17 protein-coding genes are annotated in these 21074 nt (G+C 74.3%); 11 read left to right on the top strand and 6 right to left on the bottom strand.

Features of this window, described 5'->3' with window-relative positions; translation table 11 throughout:
- The first annotated feature begins 7 nt into the window (after positions 1-7).
- Positions 8-649 carry a precorrin-8X methylmutase gene (locus tag ABZX96_RS32060; RefSeq protein ID WP_355551160.1) on the top strand — a complete coding sequence of 214 codons (642 nt, stop codon included), beginning with the start codon at positions 8-10 and terminating at the stop codon, positions 647-649.
- A complete protein-coding gene (locus ABZX96_RS32055; RefSeq protein ID WP_355551158.1) occupies positions 646-2340 on the top strand; it encodes a precorrin-2 C(20)-methyltransferase in 1695 nt (564 codons plus the stop codon). Before ABZX96_RS32060 ends, ABZX96_RS32055 begins: the two co-directional genes overlap by 4 nt.
- A gap of 381 nt (positions 2341-2721) precedes the next feature.
- Here the strand turns inward: ABZX96_RS32055 and ABZX96_RS32050 are convergent, their stop codons facing one another.
- On the bottom strand, positions 2722-3504 hold the full coding sequence (locus ABZX96_RS32050; protein WP_355551178.1) for a cobalt-precorrin-6A reductase: 783 nt from the start codon (positions 3502-3504) through the stop codon (positions 2722-2724).
- Positions 3505-3815: 311 nt separating this feature from the next.
- Here ABZX96_RS32050 and ABZX96_RS32045 point away from each other — a divergent pair, with 311 nt between their 5' ends.
- The gene (locus ABZX96_RS32045; RefSeq protein WP_355551156.1) at positions 3816-4937 is read left to right on the top strand and encodes a cobalt-precorrin-5B (C(1))-methyltransferase; all 1122 of its coding nucleotides are present in this window, start codon (positions 3816-3818) and stop codon (positions 4935-4937) included.
- A gap of 201 nt (positions 4938-5138) precedes the next feature.
- Here ABZX96_RS32045 and cobM read toward each other — a convergent pair whose 3' ends face one another.
- Entirely contained in the window at positions 5139-5963 is an 825-nt protein-coding gene (gene cobM / locus ABZX96_RS32040; protein ID WP_355551154.1) for a precorrin-4 C(11)-methyltransferase, read from the bottom strand.
- A complete protein-coding gene (gene cbiT / locus ABZX96_RS32035; protein WP_355551176.1) occupies positions 5960-7480 on the bottom strand; it encodes a precorrin-6Y C5,15-methyltransferase (decarboxylating) subunit CbiT in 1521 nt (506 codons plus the stop codon). The genes cobM and cbiT overlap by 4 nt, the downstream gene beginning before the upstream one ends.
- An 850-nt stretch (positions 7481-8330) precedes the next feature.
- Here cbiT and ABZX96_RS32030 point away from each other — a divergent pair.
- The 5 genes from ABZX96_RS32030 (at position 8331) to ABZX96_RS32010 (ending at position 13167) form a co-directional block, all read left to right on the top strand.
- Positions 8331-10223 carry an ATP-binding protein gene (locus ABZX96_RS32030; RefSeq protein WP_355551152.1) on the top strand — a complete coding sequence of 631 codons (1893 nt, stop codon included), beginning with the start codon at positions 8331-8333 and terminating at the stop codon, positions 10221-10223.
- Positions 10220-10657: a roadblock/LC7 domain-containing protein gene (locus tag ABZX96_RS32025; protein ID WP_355551150.1), complete on the top strand. Its 438-nt coding sequence runs from the start codon at positions 10220-10222 to the stop codon at positions 10655-10657. The genes ABZX96_RS32030 and ABZX96_RS32025 overlap by 4 nt, the downstream gene beginning before the upstream one ends.
- The gene (locus tag ABZX96_RS32020; protein ID WP_355551148.1) at positions 10654-11031 is read left to right on the top strand and encodes a DUF742 domain-containing protein; all 378 of its coding nucleotides are present in this window, start codon (positions 10654-10656) and stop codon (positions 11029-11031) included. Before ABZX96_RS32025 ends, ABZX96_RS32020 begins: the two co-directional genes overlap by 4 nt.
- A gap of 178 nt (positions 11032-11209) precedes the next feature.
- A complete protein-coding gene (locus tag ABZX96_RS32015) occupies positions 11210-11878 on the top strand; it encodes an ATP/GTP-binding protein (protein ID WP_355551174.1) in 669 nt (222 codons plus the stop codon).
- A 92-nt stretch (positions 11879-11970) separates the two neighbouring features.
- The gene (locus ABZX96_RS32010; RefSeq protein WP_355551172.1) at positions 11971-13167 is read left to right on the top strand and encodes a cytochrome P450; all 1197 of its coding nucleotides are present in this window, start codon (positions 11971-11973) and stop codon (positions 13165-13167) included.
- Positions 13168-13296: 129 nt separating this feature from the next.
- Here ABZX96_RS32010 and ABZX96_RS32005 read toward each other — a convergent pair whose 3' ends face one another.
- Positions 13297-14439, bottom strand: a complete 1143-nt coding sequence (locus tag ABZX96_RS32005) for a cytochrome P450 (protein WP_355551170.1) — start codon at positions 14437-14439, stop codon at positions 13297-13299.
- Between the two features lie 595 nt (positions 14440-15034).
- On the opposite strand from ABZX96_RS32005, the gene ABZX96_RS32000 reads away from it, so the two are divergent.
- Positions 15035-16198 (top strand): cation diffusion facilitator family transporter, encoded by a 1164-nt coding sequence (locus ABZX96_RS32000; RefSeq protein WP_355551146.1) that lies wholly within the window; start codon positions 15035-15037, stop codon positions 16196-16198.
- 285 nt (positions 16199-16483) lie between these two features.
- Here the strand turns inward: ABZX96_RS32000 and ABZX96_RS31995 are convergent, their stop codons facing one another.
- Positions 16484-17425 (bottom strand): NADP-dependent oxidoreductase, encoded by a 942-nt coding sequence (locus tag ABZX96_RS31995; protein ID WP_355551144.1) that lies wholly within the window; start codon positions 17423-17425, stop codon positions 16484-16486.
- Positions 17426-17986: 561 nt separating this feature from the next.
- Here ABZX96_RS31995 and ligD point away from each other — a divergent pair.
- Positions 17987-18868, top strand: a complete 882-nt coding sequence (ligD, locus tag ABZX96_RS31990) for a non-homologous end-joining DNA ligase (protein WP_355551168.1) — start codon at positions 17987-17989, stop codon at positions 18866-18868.
- A gap of 31 nt (positions 18869-18899) precedes the next feature.
- Here ligD and ABZX96_RS31985 read toward each other — a convergent pair whose 3' ends face one another.
- Complete coding sequence (locus tag ABZX96_RS31985; RefSeq protein ID WP_355551142.1) at positions 18900-19427, bottom strand: hypothetical protein; 528 nt, start codon at positions 19425-19427, stop codon at positions 18900-18902.
- Positions 19428-19725: 298 nt separating this feature from the next.
- On the opposite strand from ABZX96_RS31985, the gene ABZX96_RS31980 reads away from it, so the two are divergent.
- Positions 19726-20994 (top strand): VWA domain-containing protein, encoded by a 1269-nt coding sequence (locus ABZX96_RS31980; protein WP_355551140.1) that lies wholly within the window; start codon positions 19726-19728, stop codon positions 20992-20994.
- The last annotated feature ends 80 nt before the right edge of the window (positions 20995-21074 follow it).

Raw genomic sequence — 21074 nt, 5'->3', positions numbered from 1 at the left:
GAACGAGATGAACGAGGGCCCAGTGTTCGAGTACGAGAAGGACGGGGCGGAGATCTACCGCCAGTCCTTTGCCACCATCCGCGCCGAGTCGGACCTCGCGGGGCTGCCCGCGGACGTCAGCCAGGTCGCGGTCCGGATGATCCACGCCTGCGGGATGGTCGATCTCGTCCGCGACCTCTCGTACACGCCCGAGGTGGTGGCCCGCGCCCGTAAGGCGCTGCGGGGCGGCGCGCCCATCCTGTGCGACGCCAACATGGTCGCCAGCGGCGTCACCCGTAAGCGGCTGCCCGCCGACAACGAGGTGCTGTGCACGCTCGCCGACCCCCGGGTGCCCGACCTCGCCGCCCGTATGGGGACGACGCGCAGCGCGGCAGCACTGGAACTGTGGCGGGAGCGCATGGAGGGGGCCGTGGTGGCCGTGGGCAACGCGCCGACCGCGCTGTTCCGGCTGCTGGAGATGATCGAAGAGGGGGCGCCCCGGCCGGCCGCGGTCATCGGCGTGCCGGTGGGCTTCATCGGCGCCGCCGAGTCCAAGGACGCGCTCGCCGCGCACCCCTCCCGTCTGGACTACCTGGTAGTACGCGGTCGGCGCGGCGGCAGCGCCATCGCCGCCGCCGCGATCAACGCGATAGCGAGCGAGGAAGAGTGAGCGAGCAGCACCTGTCCCCCGAGGACGGCCGGCAGCGGGCCGCGAGCCCCGGGCAGCCCACGCCGGGCGCCGACCCGCGGCAGACCGCCGGTGACGAGCGGTCGTCCGGCGGGAGGTCGGCCGACGGGCGGGCATCCGACGGGCAGCCGTCCGGCGAGCGGACATCCGACGGGCAGTCGTCCGGCGGCGCCCCGGAGCGGGCCACCGGTCGCCTGTACGGCGTCGGTCTGGGCCCCGGCGACCCGTCGTTGATGACCGTGCGGGCCGTGGAGGTCATCGCCGAGGCGGACGTCGTCGCGTACCACAGTGCGCGGCACGGGCGGTCCATCGCGCGCTCCATCGCCGAGAAGCACCTGCGCTCCGACCACATCGAGGAACCGCTGGTCTACCCGCTCACCACGGAGACCACCGACCACCCGGGCGGCTACAAGGGCGCCATGGAGGAGTTCTACGCCGAGGCCGCGGCCCGGCTGGCCGCGCACCTGGATGCCGGGCGCACGGTCGCCGTACTCGCCGAGGGCGACCCGCTCTTCTACGGCTCGTACATGCACATGCACAAGCGGCTGGCCGACCGCTACCCGACCGAGGTCGTCCCGGGCGTCACCTCCGTCAGCGCCGCCGCAGCGCGGCTGGGCGCGCCGCTGGTCGAGGGCGAGGAGATCCTGACGATCCTGCCGGGCACGCTGCCCGAGGGGGAGCTGACGGCGCGGCTGGCCGGTACGGACTCGGCGGTCGTGATGAAGCTGGGGCGCACGTTCCCGACCGTGCGCCGGGCGCTGGAGCGCGCGGGCCGGCTGCCGGACGCGCGGTACGTGGAGCGCGCCACGATGGACGCCGAGCGCACCGCGCCGCTCGCCGACGTGGACCCGGAGACGGTGCCGTACTTCTCGGTGGCCGTGCTGCCCAGCCGGGTGGACGCGGACCGCACGCCGTCCGAGGGACGCGGCGAGGTCACGGTGGTCGGGCTGGGCCCGGCCGGTCCGCAGTGGCTGACGCCCGAGGCGCGCGGCGTGCTGGCCGCCGCCGACGAGCTGGTCGGCTACACGACGTACCTGAACCGGGTGCCCGTACGCCCCGGGCAGCGGCGGCACGGTTCGGACAACAAGGTGGAGTCCGAGCGCGCCGAGTTCGCGCTCGACCTCGCCCGTCAGGGGCGGCGGGTGGCCGTGGTGTCGTCCGGTGACCCGGGCGTGTTCGCGATGGCCTCCGCCGTCCTGGAGGTGGCCTGCGAGGGCCCGTACCGCGACGTGCCCGTACGGATCGTGCCGGGCATGACGGCCGCGCACGCCGCGGCGGCGCGCGCCGGCGCACCGCTCGGCCACGACTACGCGGTGATCTCCCTCTCCGACCGCCTCAAGCCCTGGGACGTCATCGCCGACCGGCTGCGTTCGGCGGTCGCCGCGGACCTGGTGCTGGCCCTGTACAACCCCGGCTCGCGCAGCCGCACCTGGCAGGTCGGCAAGGCGCGCGCCCTGCTCCTGGAGCACCGCGCCCCGGACACGCCGGTGGTCATGGCCCGCGATGTGGGCGGCCCCGAGGAGTCGGTCCGCGTCGTCCGGCTCGCCGACCTCGATCCCGAGCAGGTCGATATGCGGACGCTGCTGCTGATCGGCTCGTCCCAGACGCAGGCCGTGCGGCGGGGCGACGGCGGGGAGGTCGTCTGGACGCCGCGGCGGTATCCGGAGCGGTGAGCGGGCGCGCCGGCCGGGGGTGACCTGGGGTCTTCCCCGGCCCCGCCACTTCCGGCCCGTCCGGCGGTCGAGGACACGGTGACGGACTGACGACGTGTCGCACTCGTTCGACGGCGTCAGGGGGCAGGGCCTGCAATGTTCGGCCGGGGCTCGCCCATCCCAGCCCGTCCGGCGTTTGAGGACACCCCGACGAGCGCGGGTACGGGCTCTGGGGCGGGCGGTGGGGGGAATTTTGGGTGCCGGTGAACGCCGGGGGCGTTGTCCTCAATCGCCGGACGGGCTTGGATTTGCCGGACCGCCGATTCGATCCTGTAGCGCCGCGTTCCTAGAGCGCCGCTCAGCCTGACAGGCCCCAGGCCCGTCAGACCCGTCGAAAACCCGTCAGGTCCGCTCCTCGCCCGCCAGGCCCGTCAGCCACGCCACCGCCTCGTCCGGGTCGGTCGCGACCGGGACGCCCGGGGGCGGGGGCGGGCGGCGGACGATGACGACGGGGATGCCCGCCTCGCGGGCGGCGGTGAGTTTGGGGGCGGTGGCGGTGCCGCCGCTGTCCTTGGTGACGAGGACGTCCACGCGGTGGCGGCGCAGCAGTTCCCGCTCGTCGTCGAGGGTGAAGGGGCCGCGGGCGAGCAGCGTCTCCATGCGGGGCGGGTGCGGGGCCTCGGGCGGGTCCACCGAGCGGACGAGGAACCAGGGCTCGGTGAGGTGCGCAAAGGCCGCCAGGCCCATGCGCCCGGTGGTGAGGAAGATCCGCTCGCCCAGGGAGGGCAGCAGCGCGGCGGCCTCCTCCAGGGAGCCGACCGGGTGCCAGCGGTCGCCCTCGCCCGGGACCCAACCGGGCCGCCGCAGCGCGAGCAGGGGAACATGGGCCGTGGCGGCGGCCCGCGCCGCATTCGAACTGATCGTGCCGGCGAAAGGATGGGTGGCGTCGATGAGCGCGTCCACCGCGTGCTCGCGCAGCCAGCGTGCGAGGCCCTCCGGGCCCCCGAAACCACCGACGCGCACCTCCCCGGCGGGCAGCCGCGGCGCGGCGACCCGGCCCGCCAGCGAACTCGTGACGCGCAGCGCGGGCGCCCGCTCGGCCAGCACGGCCGCGAGGCGCCGGGCTTCCGTGGTGCCGCCGAGGATGAGGACGTGGCGGGGGGCGGCGGGTTCGTACGCGTCCAGGGGTGACGGCGCGTGCGCGTGCCGGGGCGCCGGAGCGTGCGCGTCCTGGCGCGCCGGGGCGTGCGCCTGTCGGGGCGCCGGAGCGTGCGCGGCGGGCGCACCGGACTCGTACGCGTTCGCATCCGGGGTGTCGGGCGCCATGAGGGGCTCGTCGGGCGTCACAGAGGGCTCGCCGGGCGTCGCGGGGCGTTCGTCAGGCGCCGCAGAGGACTCGCCGGGCGTCACAGGGGACTCGTCCGGAGCCTTGGGGGGCTCGTCGGGCGTCATGGGGGGTTCATCGGCGGCGGGGGTCATCGATTGCGGGTTCCTTCATGGCTGAGGCGAAGTCGAAGGGTACGGGAGGCCGGGACGCGCAGCTCGCGCGTACCGGGCTGCGGCACGGCTGGACGACCGGGGCGTGCGCCACGGCGGCCACCACCGCCGCGTACACCGCCCTGCTGACCGGCGAGTTCCCGGACCCGGTGACGATCACGCTGCCCAAGGGGCAGACGCCCGCCTTCGCGCTCGCCGCCGAGGAGTTGGCGGACGGGCGCGCCATGGTGGGCATCGTCAAGGACGCCGGTGACGACCCGGACGTGACGCACGGCGCGCTGGTACGGGCGACGGTGCGGGTGCTGCCGGCCGGCTCCGGTGTCGTCTTCCGGGCGGGGCCCGGCGTGGGCACGGTCACCCGCCCCGGCCTGCCCCTGGACGTCGGCGAACCGGCCGTGAACCCGGTGCCCCGCCAGATGATGCGGGACCACGTCGCCGAGGTCGCGGCGCGGCACGGCGGCACCGGGGACGTGGAGATCGAAGTGTCCGTGGACCACGGGGAGGAGATCGCCCGCAGCACCTGGAACCCCCGGCTCGGCATCCTGGGCGGCCTGTCCATCCTCGGCACGACCGGTGTGGTGGTGCCGTACTCCTGCTCGGCCTGGATCGACTCCATCCGGCGCGGCGTGGACGTCGCGCGGGCGGCAGGCCGGACGCACGTCGCGGGGTGCACCGGGTCCACGTCCGAGAAGGTCGCGGTCGCGGTGCACGGGCTGCCGGAGGACGCGTTGCTGGACATGGGCGACTTCGCGGGCGCCGTCCTGAAGTACATCCGCCGCCACCCGGTGGACCGCCTCACCATCTGCGGCGGCTTCGCCAAGCTCTCCAAGCTGGCGGCCGGGCACCTGGATCTGCACTCCTCGCGTTCCCAGGTGGACAAGGGCTTCCTCGCGGAGCTGGCCCGCCGCGGCGGTGCGGGCGAGGAGCTGGCGGCGGCGGTCGCCGAGGCCAACACCGGGCTGGGCGCGCTGCAACTGTGCGCCGCCGAGGGGGTCGCGCTGGGCGACCTGGTGGCCGCCGCCGCCCGCGAACAGGCGCTGGGCGTGCTGCGCGGCGCACCGGTCGCGGTGGACATCATCTGCATCGACCGGGCGGGGACGGTGGTGGGGCGGGCGGGGTGAGGACGGTGGCGTGCCCGCCCCCTGCCGGACGCGCTGCCGGACGGGGACGTGCCCACCCCCTGCCGGACGGGGGCGGACCGTCCACCGGGGTCGGACCGTCCGCCGTCCCGCGCGGCGTGCGTGGGCGATCGGCTCCGGGCGCGCGCCCCGGCGCGTTCGCCCGTGTCCGCCCGCGTGCGACCCGGAGCGCGCGGCCCTGCCCTACGCCCCCGGCTCTCCGGTCTCCGTCCCCGTCCCCATCCCCGTCCCCATCCCCGTCCCCGTCTCCGTCCGGCACGGGGCGTGCGGACGCTCCCGGGTCGTGGAGTAGAGGTGGCTGTCCGGGAACTGTTCGGCGGCCAGGGTGCGGCCCGCCATGATGACGGCCGTACGGGTCACGCCCGCGGCCTTCACCTGGTCGGCGATGTCGGCGAGCGTGCCGCGCAGGACCAGTTCGTCGGGACGGGAGGCCATCGCGACGACGGCGGCGGGGCAGTCGGCGCCGTAGTGCGGGACGAGTTCGGCCACCACGCGGTCCACGTACCGGGCCGCCAGGTGCAGCACGATCAGGGCGCGGCTGCGGCCGAGGGTGGCCAGTTCCTCGCCCTCGGGCATGGGGGTGGCCTGCTGGGCGATGCGGGTGAGGATGACCGTCTGGCCGACCGTGGGCACGGTCAGCTCGCGGCCCAGCGCCGCCGCGGCGGCGGCGAACGCCGGGACACCCGGCACGATCTCGTACGGAATCCCCGCCGCGTCCAGGCGGCGCATCTGCTCGGCGACGGCGCTGAAGACGGACGGGTCGCCGGAGTGCAGGCGGGCGACGTCGTGGCCCTCGGCGTGCGCGCGGACGAGTTCCTCGGTGATCTGGTCGAGGTTGAGGTGCGCGGTGTCGATCAGGCGGGCGTCCGGCGGGCACTCGGCGAGCAGTTCGCGGGGCACCAGACTGCCCGCGTACAGGCAGACGCCGCAGGAGGCGAGGGTGCGGGCGCCACGCACCGTGATCAGGTCGGCGGCGCCGGGACCGGCACCGATGAAGTAGACGGTCATCGAGCTTCTTCTCCTGCGTGTCCTGCTTGGGCTGCTTGGGCTGCTTCTTCGGGACGAGCTTCGCCGCCGGGACGAGCTCCGCCGCTGGGATGGGCGTCGTCTCCGAAACGGGTTTCGCCTCCAGGACGAGCCTCGTCTCCGGAACGGGCTTCGCCTCCAGGACGAGCCTCGTCTCCGGGACGAGCTTCGCCTCCAGGACGACCGTCGTCACCATCACGTTCGGGAGCGTCCCGTCCTGCGACGGGAGGACCCGCGGGTGCCACAGGCTTCACCACCGCCCACTGCGTGACCGGCATCGCCTGCCGCCACCCGGTGAAGCCTCCCACCGGAACGGCGTGCGCGACCGCCAGCCGCACCAACTCGCCACCGTGCCGCCGGTACCAACTCGCCAGCAGCGCTTCGGACTCCAGCGTCACCGTGTTGGCGACCAGTCGGCCGCCGGGTGGCAGCGCCTCCCAGCACGCCTCCAGCAGCCCGGGCGCGGTGAGACCGCCGCCGATGAAGATCGCGTCCGGCGTGGGCAGCCCGGCCAGCGCGGCCGGGGCGGGCCCGGTGACCACGCGCAGGGCGGGGACGCCAAGGGCGTGCGCGTTGCGGGTGATGCGCTCGGCCCGTACGGGGTCGCGTTCGACGGTGACGGCCCTACAGGTGCGGTGGACGCGCATCCACTCGATGCTGATGGAACCGGAGCCGCCACCGATGTCCCAGAGCAGTTCGCCGGGGGCGGGGGCCAGCGCGGCCAGCGTCGCGGCCCGGACGTGGCGCTTGGTGAGCTGGCCGTCGTGCTCGTAGGCGTCGTCCGGCAGGCCGGGGGCGGCGGCGAGGCGCGGTGCCTCCGGGGTCCGGACGCAGTCCAGGGCGATGACGTTCAGCGGGTCGGCGGGCGGGTGCGCCCAGGTGGCGGCGGTTCCGTCGGTGTGCCGTTCGCGGTCGCCGCCGAGCTGTTCCAGGACGCGCATCCGGGTCGGCCCGAAGCCGCGTTCCCGCAGCAGGGCGGCGACCTCGGCCGGGGTGCCCGCGCCCGCCGACAGGACCAGCAGGCGGCGGCCGTCGTGCAGGGCGGCGGTCAGGTTGGCCAGGGGGCGGCCGACGAGGGTGACGACTTCGGTGTCCTCCACCGGCCAGCCCAGGCGGGCGCAGGCGTAGGAGACGGAGGAGGGGTGGGGGAGGATGCGGAGGCCCCCCGCCGGGTCGTTCTCGTCACCGTCCTCGTCACCGTCCTCGGCCCCGGCCCCGGCCCCGGTCTCGTCATGGACTTCGGTCAGCACCTCGTGGAGGGTGCGGCCGATGCCGTAGAACATCGGGTCGCCGCTGGCCAGGACGCACAGCCAGCGCCCGGCGTGCGCGGCGAGCAGCCCGGGGAGGGCGGGCCGCAACGGGCTGGGCCAGGCGACGCGTTCGGCGGCGCACTCCGGCGGCAGCAGCGCGAGCTGGCGCGGCCCGCCGAGCACCACCTCGGCGTCGAGCAGCGCCTCCCGCGACCGGTCGGGCAGCCCGGCCCAGCCGTCGGCGCCGATGCCGACGACGGTGCGGGAGCCGCGGGCCGGGCCGTCCTGGCCTGCGGTGACCGGTGATCCGGCGCCGACCGCGGCGGCTCCCCCGGCAGCGGCCTCGGTGGGTCCTTCGGCGGGCTCGGCGGGTGCTGGGGGTGGTGCGGGGGTCACTGCCGAATACCTCGGGGCGCGCGGGCGGACGGATGGGCGGGAGCCGAACTTTACTGACCGCCCGGGCCCGGTCCGCCCTCGGGGGACCCGGGTCCGGGCGGCGGGCGAGGGGGACTCGTTACCCGGCCGGGGTTATCCACGCGCCGACACCATGCGACCCTTTGGTCCGTACCGCATCAACGCCACCATCCGACACACGAGTTGCCCTTCCGGGGCGAGCGGATAAGGTGCTGGCGATCTTCACAGCCCGCATCCGCCGCCTTCACAGCCCGTTCCCGACGCCCCATCCCCCGCCTTCCCCGTCCTCCTCCGACCCCCGCCTTCCCGTCTTCTTCCGACCTCCGCCTTCCCGTCTTCTTCCGACCCCCGCCTTCCCGTCTTCCTCCGACCCCCGCCTTCCTCCGACCTCCACCCTCCCCGTCTCCCTCCGACCCCCGCCGTGCCGGCGCACCGCGCGCCCCGCCCGTACGCCCCCCTCCGCACGCCCCCGCTCACGAGGACCCGTCCGATGGCAGCACCGAGCCCCGCCCCGACAGCGACACCGGATTCCGGACCGACACCGGGTCGAAGCCCTGGATCGGTCCCGCACCACGGCCCCCTGCCGGTGCCGGACCAGGGCCCCGGCCCGGCACCGGGCCGAAGCCCCGGCCTCGCGCCGGCGACCGCCCGTCCCCCGGGAGCGCGGGCGCCTCTGGGCGCGGCGTTGTCGGCCCTGTTGGCCGCGCTCGTCGTCACCGGCGGCCTGTGCCTGTGGGCCGCCCTCGCCGCCCCCGCGGCGGTACGCGGCGCGGTCGCCTGGGGCGGCGGGGCGGCGGCCGTGGTGCTGAGCCTGGCGCTGGCGGTGGCCGTCCACGGATGGCGGACCGTGCGCCACTACCGTGCGCGCCTCGGCGCCATGGAGGCCGAGGCCGACGCGCTGGCCGACGAGACCTTGCCCATGCTGGTCGACCGGCTGCGCGATGGGGCGTCGGTGGACACCGCGCTCGACCGGACGCCCGCCCCGGCCTCGCCCGCGCACCAGCGGATCGTCCGGACCCTGGCCCAGGAGGTCGGGCGGGGCGAGCGGATGCGGGCCGCGGCGATGTCGGCGTGCGCCAACGCGGCGGGACGCGTCCAGGCGCTCGCCGCCGGGATGCTCGCCGACCTGCGCGAGATGGAGCACCGGCACGGCGAGGAGGTGCTCGGCGACCTGCTGCGGCTGGACCACTCGACGGCCCAGGCGGGGCGGCTCGCCGACAGCATCGCGGTCCTGACGGGCGCCCGGTCCGGGCGGCGGTGGCACAAGCCCATCCCCATGGAGAGCATCCTGCGCGGCGCGATGGGCCGGATCAGCGCCTACCGGCGGGTGCGGCTGCACCACGCCGGCACCGTCGCGGTCGCCGGGCACGCCGCCGAGGGCGTCATGCACGCCCTCGCCGAGATCATGGACAACGCCACGTCCTTCTCGCCGCCCTCGTCGATGGTCCACGTGTACGTGGAGGAGGCGCAGGCCGGTGTGGTGGTCACGGTCGAGGACAGCGGCCTGGTGATGAGCGAGACCGCCTTGCGCCGCGCCGAACAGGCCGTTTCCGCGCGTTCGTTGGACCTGATGTCGCTGTCGGGTACGCGCCTGGGGCTCGCGGTGGTCGGCTGCCTGGCCCGCAAGCACGGCCTGACCGTGTCCTTCCGGCCGTCGGCCCGCGGCGGCACGGGCGTCGTCGTCCTGATCCCCCGCCAACTGATCACGCAGGTCCAGGAGAAGCCCGCGGCGCCCGCGCTCGCGGGGGAGCCCGCCACGTCCGCACTCGCTGGGGAGTCCGCCGCTCTCCAGACCCCGGACGAGGAATCTCTGCGCAGCGAGATCACGGCAACCGACGATTCCCGTCCCCCGCTGCACCCGCACGACAGCCTCCACGTACGGCAGGAACTCGCCCAACGGGCAGAGCGCAACGATCCTGCCAACCGCACGGACCCGGCCGAGCGCAACGATCCGGCCAACCGCACGGACCCGGCCGAGCGCAACGATCCTGCCAAGTCCACTGACCTGGCCGAACGCAACGATCCTGCCAAGCGAGCCGACTCGGCCAGGCGACACGGTCCTGACAACCGCACCGATCCGGCCAAGCAAGCCGATCCCGACAACCGCACCGGTCCTGCCAAGCGAAACGATCCGTCCGAACGCTCCCTTCCGAACGAGCGAACCACCCCAGCCGGCCAGGCCGCCCCCGCCGCGCAGACCGCACCAGCCGCGTCCGCTCCCCCCACTTCCCCCCGCCCCTCCCCTCCCCCCATCGAATACGGCCCGAGCGGTCTGCCCAAGCGGCGCCGCGGGCAGACGCTGGCCGCCGCCCGGGGGCCCGCCGCCTCGGACCGGGCCGCGGACCCGGACCGCCCCCGCTCCCGTCCGCGTTCCGGGGAGGACACGGCGGCCCGGTTCCACGTCTTCCGTCAGGCCGTACGCGGCCGGGCCGCGGCCGACGACGCCCCGCCGCCCGGCGACGAGGACGAGGCCCCCACCGGCACCCCGGCGACCCGCCCCGACGGCCCCGACGCCCCCACCGGCTCCCCCGCGACCCCCCTCACCCCCACCCCCCGCCCGGAGGACGACACCCGATGAACACCACCGACCGCAGCCTCGACTGGATGCTGGAGAACCTGCTGCAGAAGACGCCGGGCGCGCGGCACGCGCTGGTCCTGTCCCGGGACGGGCTCAAGCTGTGCCACACCCCGGAGCTGTCCGCCGACAAGGCCGACCAGCTGGCCGCCATCGCCTCCGGCATCCAGAGCCTGGCGCACGGCGCGTCGGCCGAGTTCGGGGACGGGACGGGCGGGGTGCGGCAGGCGATGACGGAGTTCCACGGCGGCATCCTGTTCATCGTGGAGGCCGGGCACGGCGCGCACCTGGCCGTGCTGGCCGTCGAGGACGCCGACGTCGGCCTCATCGGCTTCACCATGAACGAACTGGTGGAGCAGATCGGCGAGTACCTGAGCGCCGCCCCGCGCGAGGAGGGCGGGGAGCGCGATCTGTACCGGCGGGGGCTGACGGCATGAGGAGGCTGGGCCCCGACGACGATCCGGACCGGCTCTACACCGTCACCGGTGGCCGCAGCCGGGCGGTGGACGCGGAGGTCTTCGACCTCGTCACCCTGATCGTCAGCGAGAGCGATCCGACCCCGGGGATGCAGTCCGAGCACGCCCGCATCCTGCGGATGTGCCGGGCACCGATGGCCGTCGTGGAGATCTCCGCGGCGCTGCGGATGCCCGTCAGCGTCGTCCGCATCCTGCTGTCCGACCTGCTCGACACCGGCCGGATCACCGCCCGCCACCCCCGTACGCCCGCTGTGCCCGACGCGACCACCGGCCGGGCCGCGCTGCCCCGGCCCGCCCTGCTCAAGGAGGTGCTCGATGCGCTCCACCGCCTCTGACACCACCGGCACCACGCCTCGCACCGACCGTTCCCGCACCGACCGTTCCCGCGCGGATGCCGGCGTCGCCGCCCGCATCCCCCGCCAGTACCCCCTCCCCGACGCCCGGCCGGACGGCGCTCCCGACGCCCGGCCGTACGGGGCCCCCGCTCCCCTCCAGGCCACCGCCGACAACGGCCTGAAGATCGTCATCGTCGGCGGTTTCGGCGTCGGCAAGACGACGATGGTGCGCTCGGTGAGCGAGATCCGGCCGCTGAGCACCGAGGAGACGATGACCCGGGCGGGCGTCGGGGTGGACGACCCGAGCCAGGTGGCGGGCAAGTCGACCACCACCGTCGCCTTCGACTTCGGGCGGATCAGCATCAGCGACCGGGACGTGCTGTACCTGTTCGGGGCGCCGGGGCAGGAACGGTTCTGGTTCCTGTGGGACCGGCTGTTCTCCGGGACGCTGGGCGCCGTCGTGCTGGTGGACACCCGGCGGCTGGACGAGTCCTGGTACGCCATCGACCGGCTGGAGGCGCACGGCATGCCGTTCGTCGTCGCCCGGAACGACTTCGGCGGCCCGCGGCACAGCCTGGAGCACATCCGGGACGCGCTCGACCTCCCCCCCGACGTGCCGCTGATCGACTGCGACGCGCGGGAGCGGGAGTCGAGCAAGGCGGTGCTGATCACCCTCGTCGACCACCTCTACGCCCTGGCCACCGGCACCACCCGACCGGTCGGAGCCACCACCGGCACCACCCGGCCGGTGGGAGCCACCACCGGGACCACCGGGCCTGCCGTAGCCACCACCGACGGGCCCGAGCCCCCCGGGCCCGCCCGCACGACGGAGGACGCCGCGCCGTGACCGCGCCCCATCCCCCTCAGCCGTCTCATCTCCCTCAGCAGCCGCAGGACGACCGCGCCGACGGCTGCCCGTACCGCCCGGACGCCGTCCCGATGTACGGCATCCACATGAGCGGCGATCCGGCCGCGCTGTACCGGCGGCTGCGCCGGGAGTTCGGAACGGTGGCGCCGATCCTGCTGGACGGCGGCGTGCCGGCCTGGTTCGTCCTCGGCTACCGCGAGGTGCACCAGGTCACGGCCGACTCCGAACTCTTCGCCCGGGACTCGCGGCGCTGGCACGCCTGGGACCGCATCCCGGAGGACTGGCCGCTGATGCCCTTCGTCGGGTACCAGCCGTCCGTGATGTTCGCCGAGGGGCCCGAGCACCGGCGCCGGGCCGGGGCGATCAGTGACGCGCTGCTGGCCGTGGACCAGTTCGAGCTGCGGCAGGTCTGCGAGCGGGTGGCGGACGGCCTGGTGGACGCGTTCGCCGGGACCGGTACCGCCGACCTGGTGGCCGACTTCGCCGCGCGCATGCCGCTGCTGGTCATCGCCGAGCTGTTCGGTGCCCCGCACACCGAAGTACCCGACCTCGTACGGGACGTCGCCTCGTCGCTGGACGTGGGGCCGGACGCCATCGACGCCCACCGGCGGGTCGCCGAGCGGATGGCCCGCCTGGTGCGGGCCAAGCACGAGCGGCCCGGCCCGGACGTGCCCTCCCGCCTGCTGGCCCACCCCACCGGCCTCACCGAGGAGGAGGTGGTCATCGACCTGCTGGTGATCACCGCCGCCGGTCAGCAGCCGACCGCCAACTGGATCGGCAACACCCTGCGGCTCATGCTGACCGACGACCGGTTCGCGGTGAGCCTCACCGGCGGACGGCGCAGCGTCGGCCAGGCGCTGAACGAGGTGCTGTGGGAGGACACCCCGACTCAGAACTTCATCGGCAGGTGGGCGGCCCGCGACACCCAGCTCGGCGGCCACCGCATCCGCAAGGGTGACCTGCTCGTCCTGGGCCTGGCCGCCGCCAACACCGATCCGCACATCCGCCCCGACCCCACGGCGGCCGGTTCCGACGGCAACCAGGCCCACCTGTCCTTCAGCCACGGCGAGCACTCCTGCCCCTACCCGGCCCCGGAGATCGCCGAGGTGATCGCCAAGGCGGCGGTGGAGGTGCTGCTCGACCGGCTGCCGGACGTGGTGCTGGCGGTGCCGCCGGAGGAGCTGACGTGGCACCCGTCCTTGTGGATGCGCGGGCCGTCGGCCCTGCCGGTGGAGTTCACACCGGCGTATGTGGCGGGGGGTGGGTGAGGGCTGCCCATACGGGACGGCCGACGCGCCGGCGCGAACGCCCTCGTCATCACGCCGACACAAAAACCCTCGTCATCACTCCGGCGCGCACCGCCGTTTCGTCACACCGACGTGAACTCCGGCGCCCTGTCACCCCACCGGCGTGAACTCCACCGGCAGCTCCTCCAGCCCCCGCGTGAAGATCCCGGTCTCCCGGGCCGTGAACCCTTCCGGCAGCCGGGCGTCCGGCAGCGCGTCCAGCAGCAGCCCGACGCCCACCTCCACCTCGGCCTTCGCCAGCAGCGCGCCCACGCAGAAGTGGCGGCCCAGGGCGAAGGAGAGGTGGTCGGCGGCGGCCGAGAAGGCGGTGGTGGCGGAGAGGTCGGAGCGGAAGATGTCGAACGTGTCCGGGTCCGCGTAGCGCCGTTCGTCGCGGCCGGCGGCGCCGATGAGGCAGGTGACGGTGGACCCGGCGGGCACCGTGCCGCCCGCGATCTCCACGTCCTCGGACACCTGCCGCATGATCATGTGGACCGGCGGCGTGTACCGCAGCGTCTCGGCGAACGCCCGTGCGATCAGCGACCGGTCCTCCCGCACGGCGGCGAGCTGGTCGGGGTGGCGCAGCAGGTTGTGGAAGAGGCTGGAGATCGCCTTGTCGGTCGTCTCCCCGCCCGCCGTCAGCAGCAGGCTGCAGAACGCCTTGACGTCCTCGTCACTCATCGCCGTCCCGTCCACCTCGGCCGCGCACAGGGTGGACAGCAGGTCGCCGCCCGGGTGCGCGCGCCGCTCGCGGATGATCGGCAGCAGGTACGCGGCGAACTCCTCCCGCGTCCGCAACCCGGCCTCGGCCACCTCCGGGTCCTGCGCGAGGTTGCCCAGGAAGCCGATGATCGCGGTGTACCAGCGGTGGAAGCGGTCGTAGTCGCGCTGGTCCAGGCCGAGCATGTCGACGACGACGTTGACGGGGAACCGGGTCGCGAACCGCGCCACGAGGTCCACGCGCCCCGAGTTCCCGAAGCCCTCGACGAGTTGGCGGGCGTTGCGCTCGATGACGGGGAGGAAGGACTCCTGAAGCGCGGTCCCCCGAAAGGCCGGGGCCACCAGCGCGCGGCGCACGGCGTGTTCCCGCCCGCTCATCTGGAGGATGGTGCGGCCGTGCACGGGTTCCAGCTGCCAGTCGTAGTTGTCCGTGGTGAAGACCGGGTCCTTGAAGGCCCGCGCCACGTCCTCGTACCGGGAAACGATGTAGCTGTCGGTGGGCTGGTGACGTATCAGCGGGAACTCGTCCCGCATGACGCGGTACGCGCGGTACGGATCGGCCGAGAACTCCGGCGAGAGGATGTCCGGCGGGGTGCGGTCGCCGGAGCGGGGGGCGGTGCGGTCGCCGGGACGGGGGGCGGCGGTGTGGTCGCCGGGACGGGGGGCCGTACGTTCGCCGGAGCGGGAGGCAGCGGTGCGGTCGCCGGGACGGTCTTCGGTGCGGTGGTTCGCGGGCAAGGCGCTCCCTCGGGGTGGGGCCGGTCCGCCGTCCGGAGAGGCGGCGGGCCGGTGGATGGGGCGGGCGGGGCCGGGGACGGGTACGGGGTGTGGGTCGCGGGCGTGCGCGGGGTACGCGCGGGCGGCGGCGGTCCAGGGGTACGGGACCGGGCCGGTGGGCACCCACAAAGATCGTCTGCGCGGGTGGTGGTTATCAAGGGTCGGGACGTCCCAACCGTTCGGCCGGGCCGCCCTTCCCCTTCCGTACGCCCATAGGTCAGCCGCCGTACGCCATTCGACGGGAATGCCGGGGATGCCGGGAGCCGGACGCGCCTCAGGGGGCATGCGGGGCGTACGGGCCGTCCGCTCAGGGAAGGCGCGTACGGGCCGGCCACCCGGGAAGGAGCGCGCGATGACCGAGCAGGAAGCGGCGGACGGGGAACGGCCCGGCACCGCGCGGAGCGGCGGGCGCGCCGGGGAGGACGCCGCCGGACGGGCCGACGGCCACGTCCACGGGCGCTCCCACTCCCACTCTCACACCCACTCTCACGTCCACACCCACTCCCACGCCCCCTCCCCCGACGCCGATCGCCGGTGGTTGCGGGCCGCGCTGCTGCTGATCACCGCCTTCATGGCCGTCGAGGTCGTCATCGGCTTCGTGGCGCGTTCGCTGGCCCTGATCTCCGACGCCGCCCACATGCTCACCGACGCGGTCTCCATCGTGCTGGCGCTGGTGGCTATGCGGCTGGCCGCGCGCCCGGCGCGCGGCGGCTACACGTACGGGCTCAAGCGCGCCGAGATCCTCTCCGCGCAGGCCAACGGCGTGACCCTGCTCGTCCTGTCGCTGTGGCTGGGCTACGAGTCCATCGCCCGCCTGGTCTCCCCGCCGGACGTCACCGGAGCCGCGGTCCTGGTGACGGCGCTCGCCGGGGTGCTGGTCAACCTCGTCGCCACCTGGTGCATCTCCAAGGCCAACCGCAGCAGCCTCAACGTCGAGGGCGCCTACCAGCACATCCTCACCGACCTCTTCGGCTTCATCGCCACCGCCATCTCGGGCGCGGTCGTGCTGACCACCGGGTTCACCCGGGCCGACGCGCTGGCGTCACTGGTCGTGGTGGTGCTGATGCTGCGCGCCGGGACCGGACTCGTCCGCGAGTCCGCCCGCATCTTCATGGAGGCGGCGCCCGCCGGCATCGACCCGGCCGCGCTGGGCGACCGCCTCGTCCGCACCGACGGGGTGGTGGAGGTCCACGACCTGCACGTCTGGCAGATCACCTCCGGGCAGCCCGCGCTCTCCGCGCACGTCCTGGTCGTACCCGGCGGCGACTGCCACGCCGTCCGCCGCGACCTCCAGTCCCTCCTGCGCCGCGACTACGGCATCAGCCACGCCACGCTCCAGGTGGACCACCTGGGCGAGCGGCACGGTGACGGCGAACTGCTGCGGATAGGGCGCGGCCCGTGCGACGGTCCGGACGGTGATTCGTACGGCGCGGAGGACGCGCGGGCCGCCGCGGACCTTGCGGACGAGGACACGCACGGCCCGGTGCACCGACCGGGACGGCGCGAGCGCACGTAAGGACCCCGGCTCCCGGCGCGGGCGCGCGAGCCGTCGCGAAAGCGCAAGACAGGTACTGGCGTACGAACCGTCGTGAGAGTCAAGACAGGAACCGGCGCGCGAGCCGTCGTGAGAGCCGGGACAGGAACCGGCGTACGAACCGGCGCACGTCAGTACGAGCGCCCAGCTCCCCACGGTGCGAGCGCCCGGCGCGCGGAGACGAGCGCGAGGGGCGAGCCGGCCAGGGCGCCCAGCGGACGGGGCGGCGCCCCGATCACCAACGAACGCCCCGCCCCGGAAGCCCCCTCACGTCACCACCACCGTCTTCCCCCGCGCCCGCCCCGCCCGGCTCAGCGCCAACGCCTCATGCGCCTGCTCCAGCGGAACCTCGTTGCTGACCAGCGCCGTCAACCGCCCCGCGTCGACCAGCCCGGCGAGGATCTCCAGGAGCTGGGGCGAGGGCCGGTTGTGGAAGTTGAAGCCGCGCAGGTTGCTCTCGGTCAGCGCGTCCGCGTCGGCGGCTCCGTTGGTCGACACCGCCGTCCCCCCGTCCCGCACGGTCTTCGTCATGGCGTCGAACTCCTCCGGCCCGCTGACCAGGTCCAGCAGGATGTCCACACCGTCCGGATACGCGGCCCGCATCTGCTCGGCGACCGGCCCCAGGGTGTGGTCGACCGTGTCGGTCGCGCCCAGGGTGCGCAGCAGTTCCGCCTTCTCGGCGGTCGCGGTGCCGATCACCTCCGTGCCCCGCCCGGCCGCGAGCTGGGTCGCGAAGGTGCCGACGCCTCCGGTGGCGCCGACGATCAGCATCCGCTTGCCTTCCCCCGCCCGCGTCTCCTCGACCAGGTTGTAGGCGGAGGTGCCGGCGGTGGGCACCGCGGCGGACGTGGTGTACGTGACGCTGCGGGGCGCGTGCGCCAGCGACTTCTCCTCCGCCACCGCGTACTCGGCGTACGAGCCCAGCCCCCGCCCCGGCCGCCAGAACTGCCCGAACACCGCGTCCCCCGGCACGAAGCGCCGCACGCCCGCCCCGGTCTCCACCACCTCGCCCGCCCCGTCCGTCCCCACGATCAGCGGGAACGCGTGCGCCACGGAGTCCTTGAACGCCCCGTCCGCAATCCGCCAGTCGACCGGGTTGAGCCCGGCGGCGGACATCCGCACCAGGACCTCGCCCGGCCCCGGCTCCGGCTGCGGCAAGTCCAGGAGCCGGGGCTCCTCCCCGAACGCGGTGACTGCTACGGCTCTCATCGTGCTGTTCCCTTCCACCCTTGCGACCCGCCCGTACGCCCCACCCCTCGGCACTGCTCCGTACCTGTCCGTACCGCCCGTCCATCCCGCCCCCTTCGACCGAAGGCAGGTCAGGATCGTAAGCACGGGCACCGCGCACGGTGCGGCAGGACGGGGGCGGTGCGCGGGAAGCAACTCGTACGGCCCGCCGCCGAACCGGTACCGTCCGCGGAGGGGCCCGCGACGGGGTTTGCGACGCGGGGCGGACGGTTACTCGTTCCCGCCATGAGTGGCAGCAGCGGCACCCGCAAGGGCGGTGGCACCGACCACGGCGAGAGCGGCGGCACCGGCGAGAGCACCAAGCCCGGCAAGAACAGCGGCAGCGGCAAGAGCATCGGCACCGGCTCACGCAGCGCCGACTCGCACAGCACCGGCAAGAGCACCGGCACCCCCGACAAGAACACCGGCAAGAGCACCAAGTCCGGCAAGAGCACCGGCGCCGATCACAGCAAAAGCGCCACCAGCACCACCAAAAACACCAAAGGCGAACGCTCCCTCAAAGCCGGCTCCCGCACCCTCTCCATTCGCCGTCCGGACAAGGTCCTCTTCCCCGACGACGGCCTCACCAAGTGGGACCTCGCCGGCCACTACGCCGCCGTCGCCGCCCGCGCCGTCCCCCACCTGCGCGGGCGGCCCCTCATGATGGAGCGCTACCCGGACGGCATCGGGGACGGCAGCAGCCGCCCGCTCATGCAGAAGAACGCGCCCGAGTACTTCCCCGACTGGGTGCACCGTTCGGTGCAGGCCAAGGAGGGCGGCGAGGTCACCCACGTCGTGTGCGACGACGCCGCCACCCTCGTCTACCTGGCCGACCAGGCGTCGATCACCCAGCACCGCTGGCTGTCCCGCGCGGACCGGCCCGACCACCCCGACCTGCTGATCTTCGACCTGGACCCGGCCGAGGGCTCGGGCTTCCCCGACGTCCGGTGGGCCGCCGCCCGGCTCTGCGAACTGTGGGACGAACTCGGTCTCCCCACCCGCCTGATGACCACCGGTTCGCGCGGCCTGCACGTCATCGTCCCGCTGGACGCCAAGGAGGACTACGACTCCGTACGCGCCTTCGCCCGCGACGTCGCCGAACTGCTCACCGCGCGCCACCCGGACCGCCTCACCCTCGAACAGCGCAAGGCCGCCCGCGAAGGCCGCGTCTACCTGGACATCCAGCGCAACGCCTACGCCCAGACGGCCGTCGCCCCCTACTCCGTCCGCGCCCGCCCCGGCGCCCCCGTGGCCACCCCCATCGGCCACGACGAACTCGACGACCCGGAACTCGCCCCGGACCGCTGGACCGTGACCACCCTCCCCGCCCGCCTGGACTCCCCCGACCCGTGGTCCTCGGACCGCTCCTGGCGCCCCCGCTCCCTGAACCCGGCCCGCAAACGACTGGCCGATCTCGGGGACTGACCGAGCTCGAAGACCGACCGCGCCTCGGCGCCTACCGCTCGGCGCCCACCGCCCCGCGCTCCACGGTCACCGCCCACCGCACCGCGGACGGCGCCTCGACCCGCACGGCCGCGTCACGGGGCCGTCCCCGGTCCGCCGAGTGCACGTTCTGGACGCTGGTCACTTTGTCGGCCACGCAGTCGATCGGAAAGCTCGCACCCACCGAGGTGAGGGAGACCGTGATCGTTCCCCTCCCCTGGCAGGCGAACGCCACGCTCACCGGACCGTCGGGAATCCGCTCCCGGAGCGGCATCTCGGCGTTCCCCTGACGGGAGCCCGTCCGCAGCAGCACCTTCCCGTCCCCCGACGGCTTGACGGCATCGGTGACGCTCACCTCGTCCTCGCCGTTCCCGCCGATCACGCGCAGCCGCGCGGGCGGATCGGTCATCGGGGACGGCGGCGGCGCGGCCCGCCGCTCCCCGCCGCGGCCGTCGTCGCCATGGCCGTCACCGGCACCGTCGCACCCGGCCACCGCCAGCATCAGCACCGCGCCGGCCACCAGCGCCCCGCCCCGCGCCACTCGCGGTAACCGCCCTCGCTCACGCCCCATAACCAACATCAGCCCCTCCCCCAAGCCCTCACCCTTCCGGCAACGGCTCTCGCACCAGTAACGCACACCAGTTCGTGGCAGCACCGGCGAATCGCGGCACCCGCAGCGTCACCCGGACCGCCGTACGCCCCGCTGATCACGGCGCGAGGTCCCACGATGCGTGCTATGCGGACGGCTACGCTTACCCGACCGGCCTGGTCAGGGACATGCCCGGGCACCACGGACGTGCGCCGCACCGCATCCACCACATGCAAGGAGAGGTTCGCCGATGGGCATTCGGAGTCTGCTGCGCAACGCATTCGGCCGCTCGAAGACGACGCCCCAGGAGCCGGGCCCTACGCGCGACGCCACGGCGACGCGCGAGCCGGCGACCACGATCCCGGAGGCCCGCGAGGAAAGCACCCCGCCCACCCCCGAGCCCGCCCGCCCCACGTCCCCCAACCTCCCTGCCCAAAGCACCGCCACCACCCCGCACACCCTCACCTCCACCCCCTCCGTCCCCGCTCCCTCCCCGGAACCGGCGGGCGAACCGGCAGACAAGTCGACAGGGGAACCGGCAGACAAGTCGACGGGTGAACCGACGGCCGCCCCGACGGCCGAAGAAGCCGAAGAAAAGGCCCCCACCACCCCCACACCCCCGCGCCCCAAGCCGGCGGAAACGTCACTCCCCACCCCGGCCACGGCCACGAAACCCCAGCCGACCGCCACCCCGGAACCCCAGCCGACCACCCCGGACACCCATCCGACCGCCACCCCGGAACCCCAGCCGGAAGCCCAACAGCAAACCCACCCGATCCCCGCCCCCGCCCCGGCTCCCACCCCCGTCTCCCTCACCAAGATCGAGACCCAGGCCCCCGGCCTCGTCAGCCTCTACAAGGCCGCCGCCGTCAGCCTGAAGAAGCACGGCCTGGCCACCCAGCGCGCGACCGTCTACCTGGTGCTGGACCGCTCCGGTTCCATGCGCCCGTACTACAAGGACGGCACCGTCCAGCACCTCGCCGAGCAGGCCCTCGGCCTGTCCGCCAACCTGGACGACGACGGCACCGTCCCCGTCGTCTTCTTCTCCACCGACATCGACGGCACCGCCGACCTGGACCTCACCCACTACGAGGGCCGCATCGACGAGCTGCACGCGGGCCTGGGCCACATGGGCCGGACGAACTACCACCGGGCCATCAGCGCCGTCATCGAGCACTACAAGAAGTCCGGCGCCACCGACCCGGCCTTCGTCATCTTCCAGACCGACGGCGGCCCCACCTCCCGCCCCGCCGCGGAAAAAGCCCTGTGCGAGGCGGCGAAACTGCCCATCTTCTGGCAGTTCATCGGCTTCGGCGACCCGAATTCCCGGGGCTTCGAATTCCTCCGCAAACTGGACGAGCTCCCCGTCCCCGAAAAGCGCGTCATCGACAACGCCGGCTTCTTCCACGCCGGCCAGAACCCCCGCTCCCTCACCGACACAGCCCTCTACGACCAGCTGATGTCGGAATTCCCCCAGTGGCTCACGGCCGCCCGCCTGTCCGGAATCCTCCGGGGCTGAACCCACCCCCGGCAGCCGGGAAGGCAAGGCGAAGCCAGACGAACAAGGGCAAGGTCGGACCCGACAGCCGAGAGCCGACG

The organism is Streptomyces sp. NPDC003077, assembly GCF_040611095.1.
GTDB lineage: Bacteria > Actinomycetota > Actinomycetes > Streptomycetales > Streptomycetaceae > Streptomyces.
Note: the sequence above shows the minus strand (reverse complement) of the source record. Positions and strands in the feature narration are given on the sequence as shown.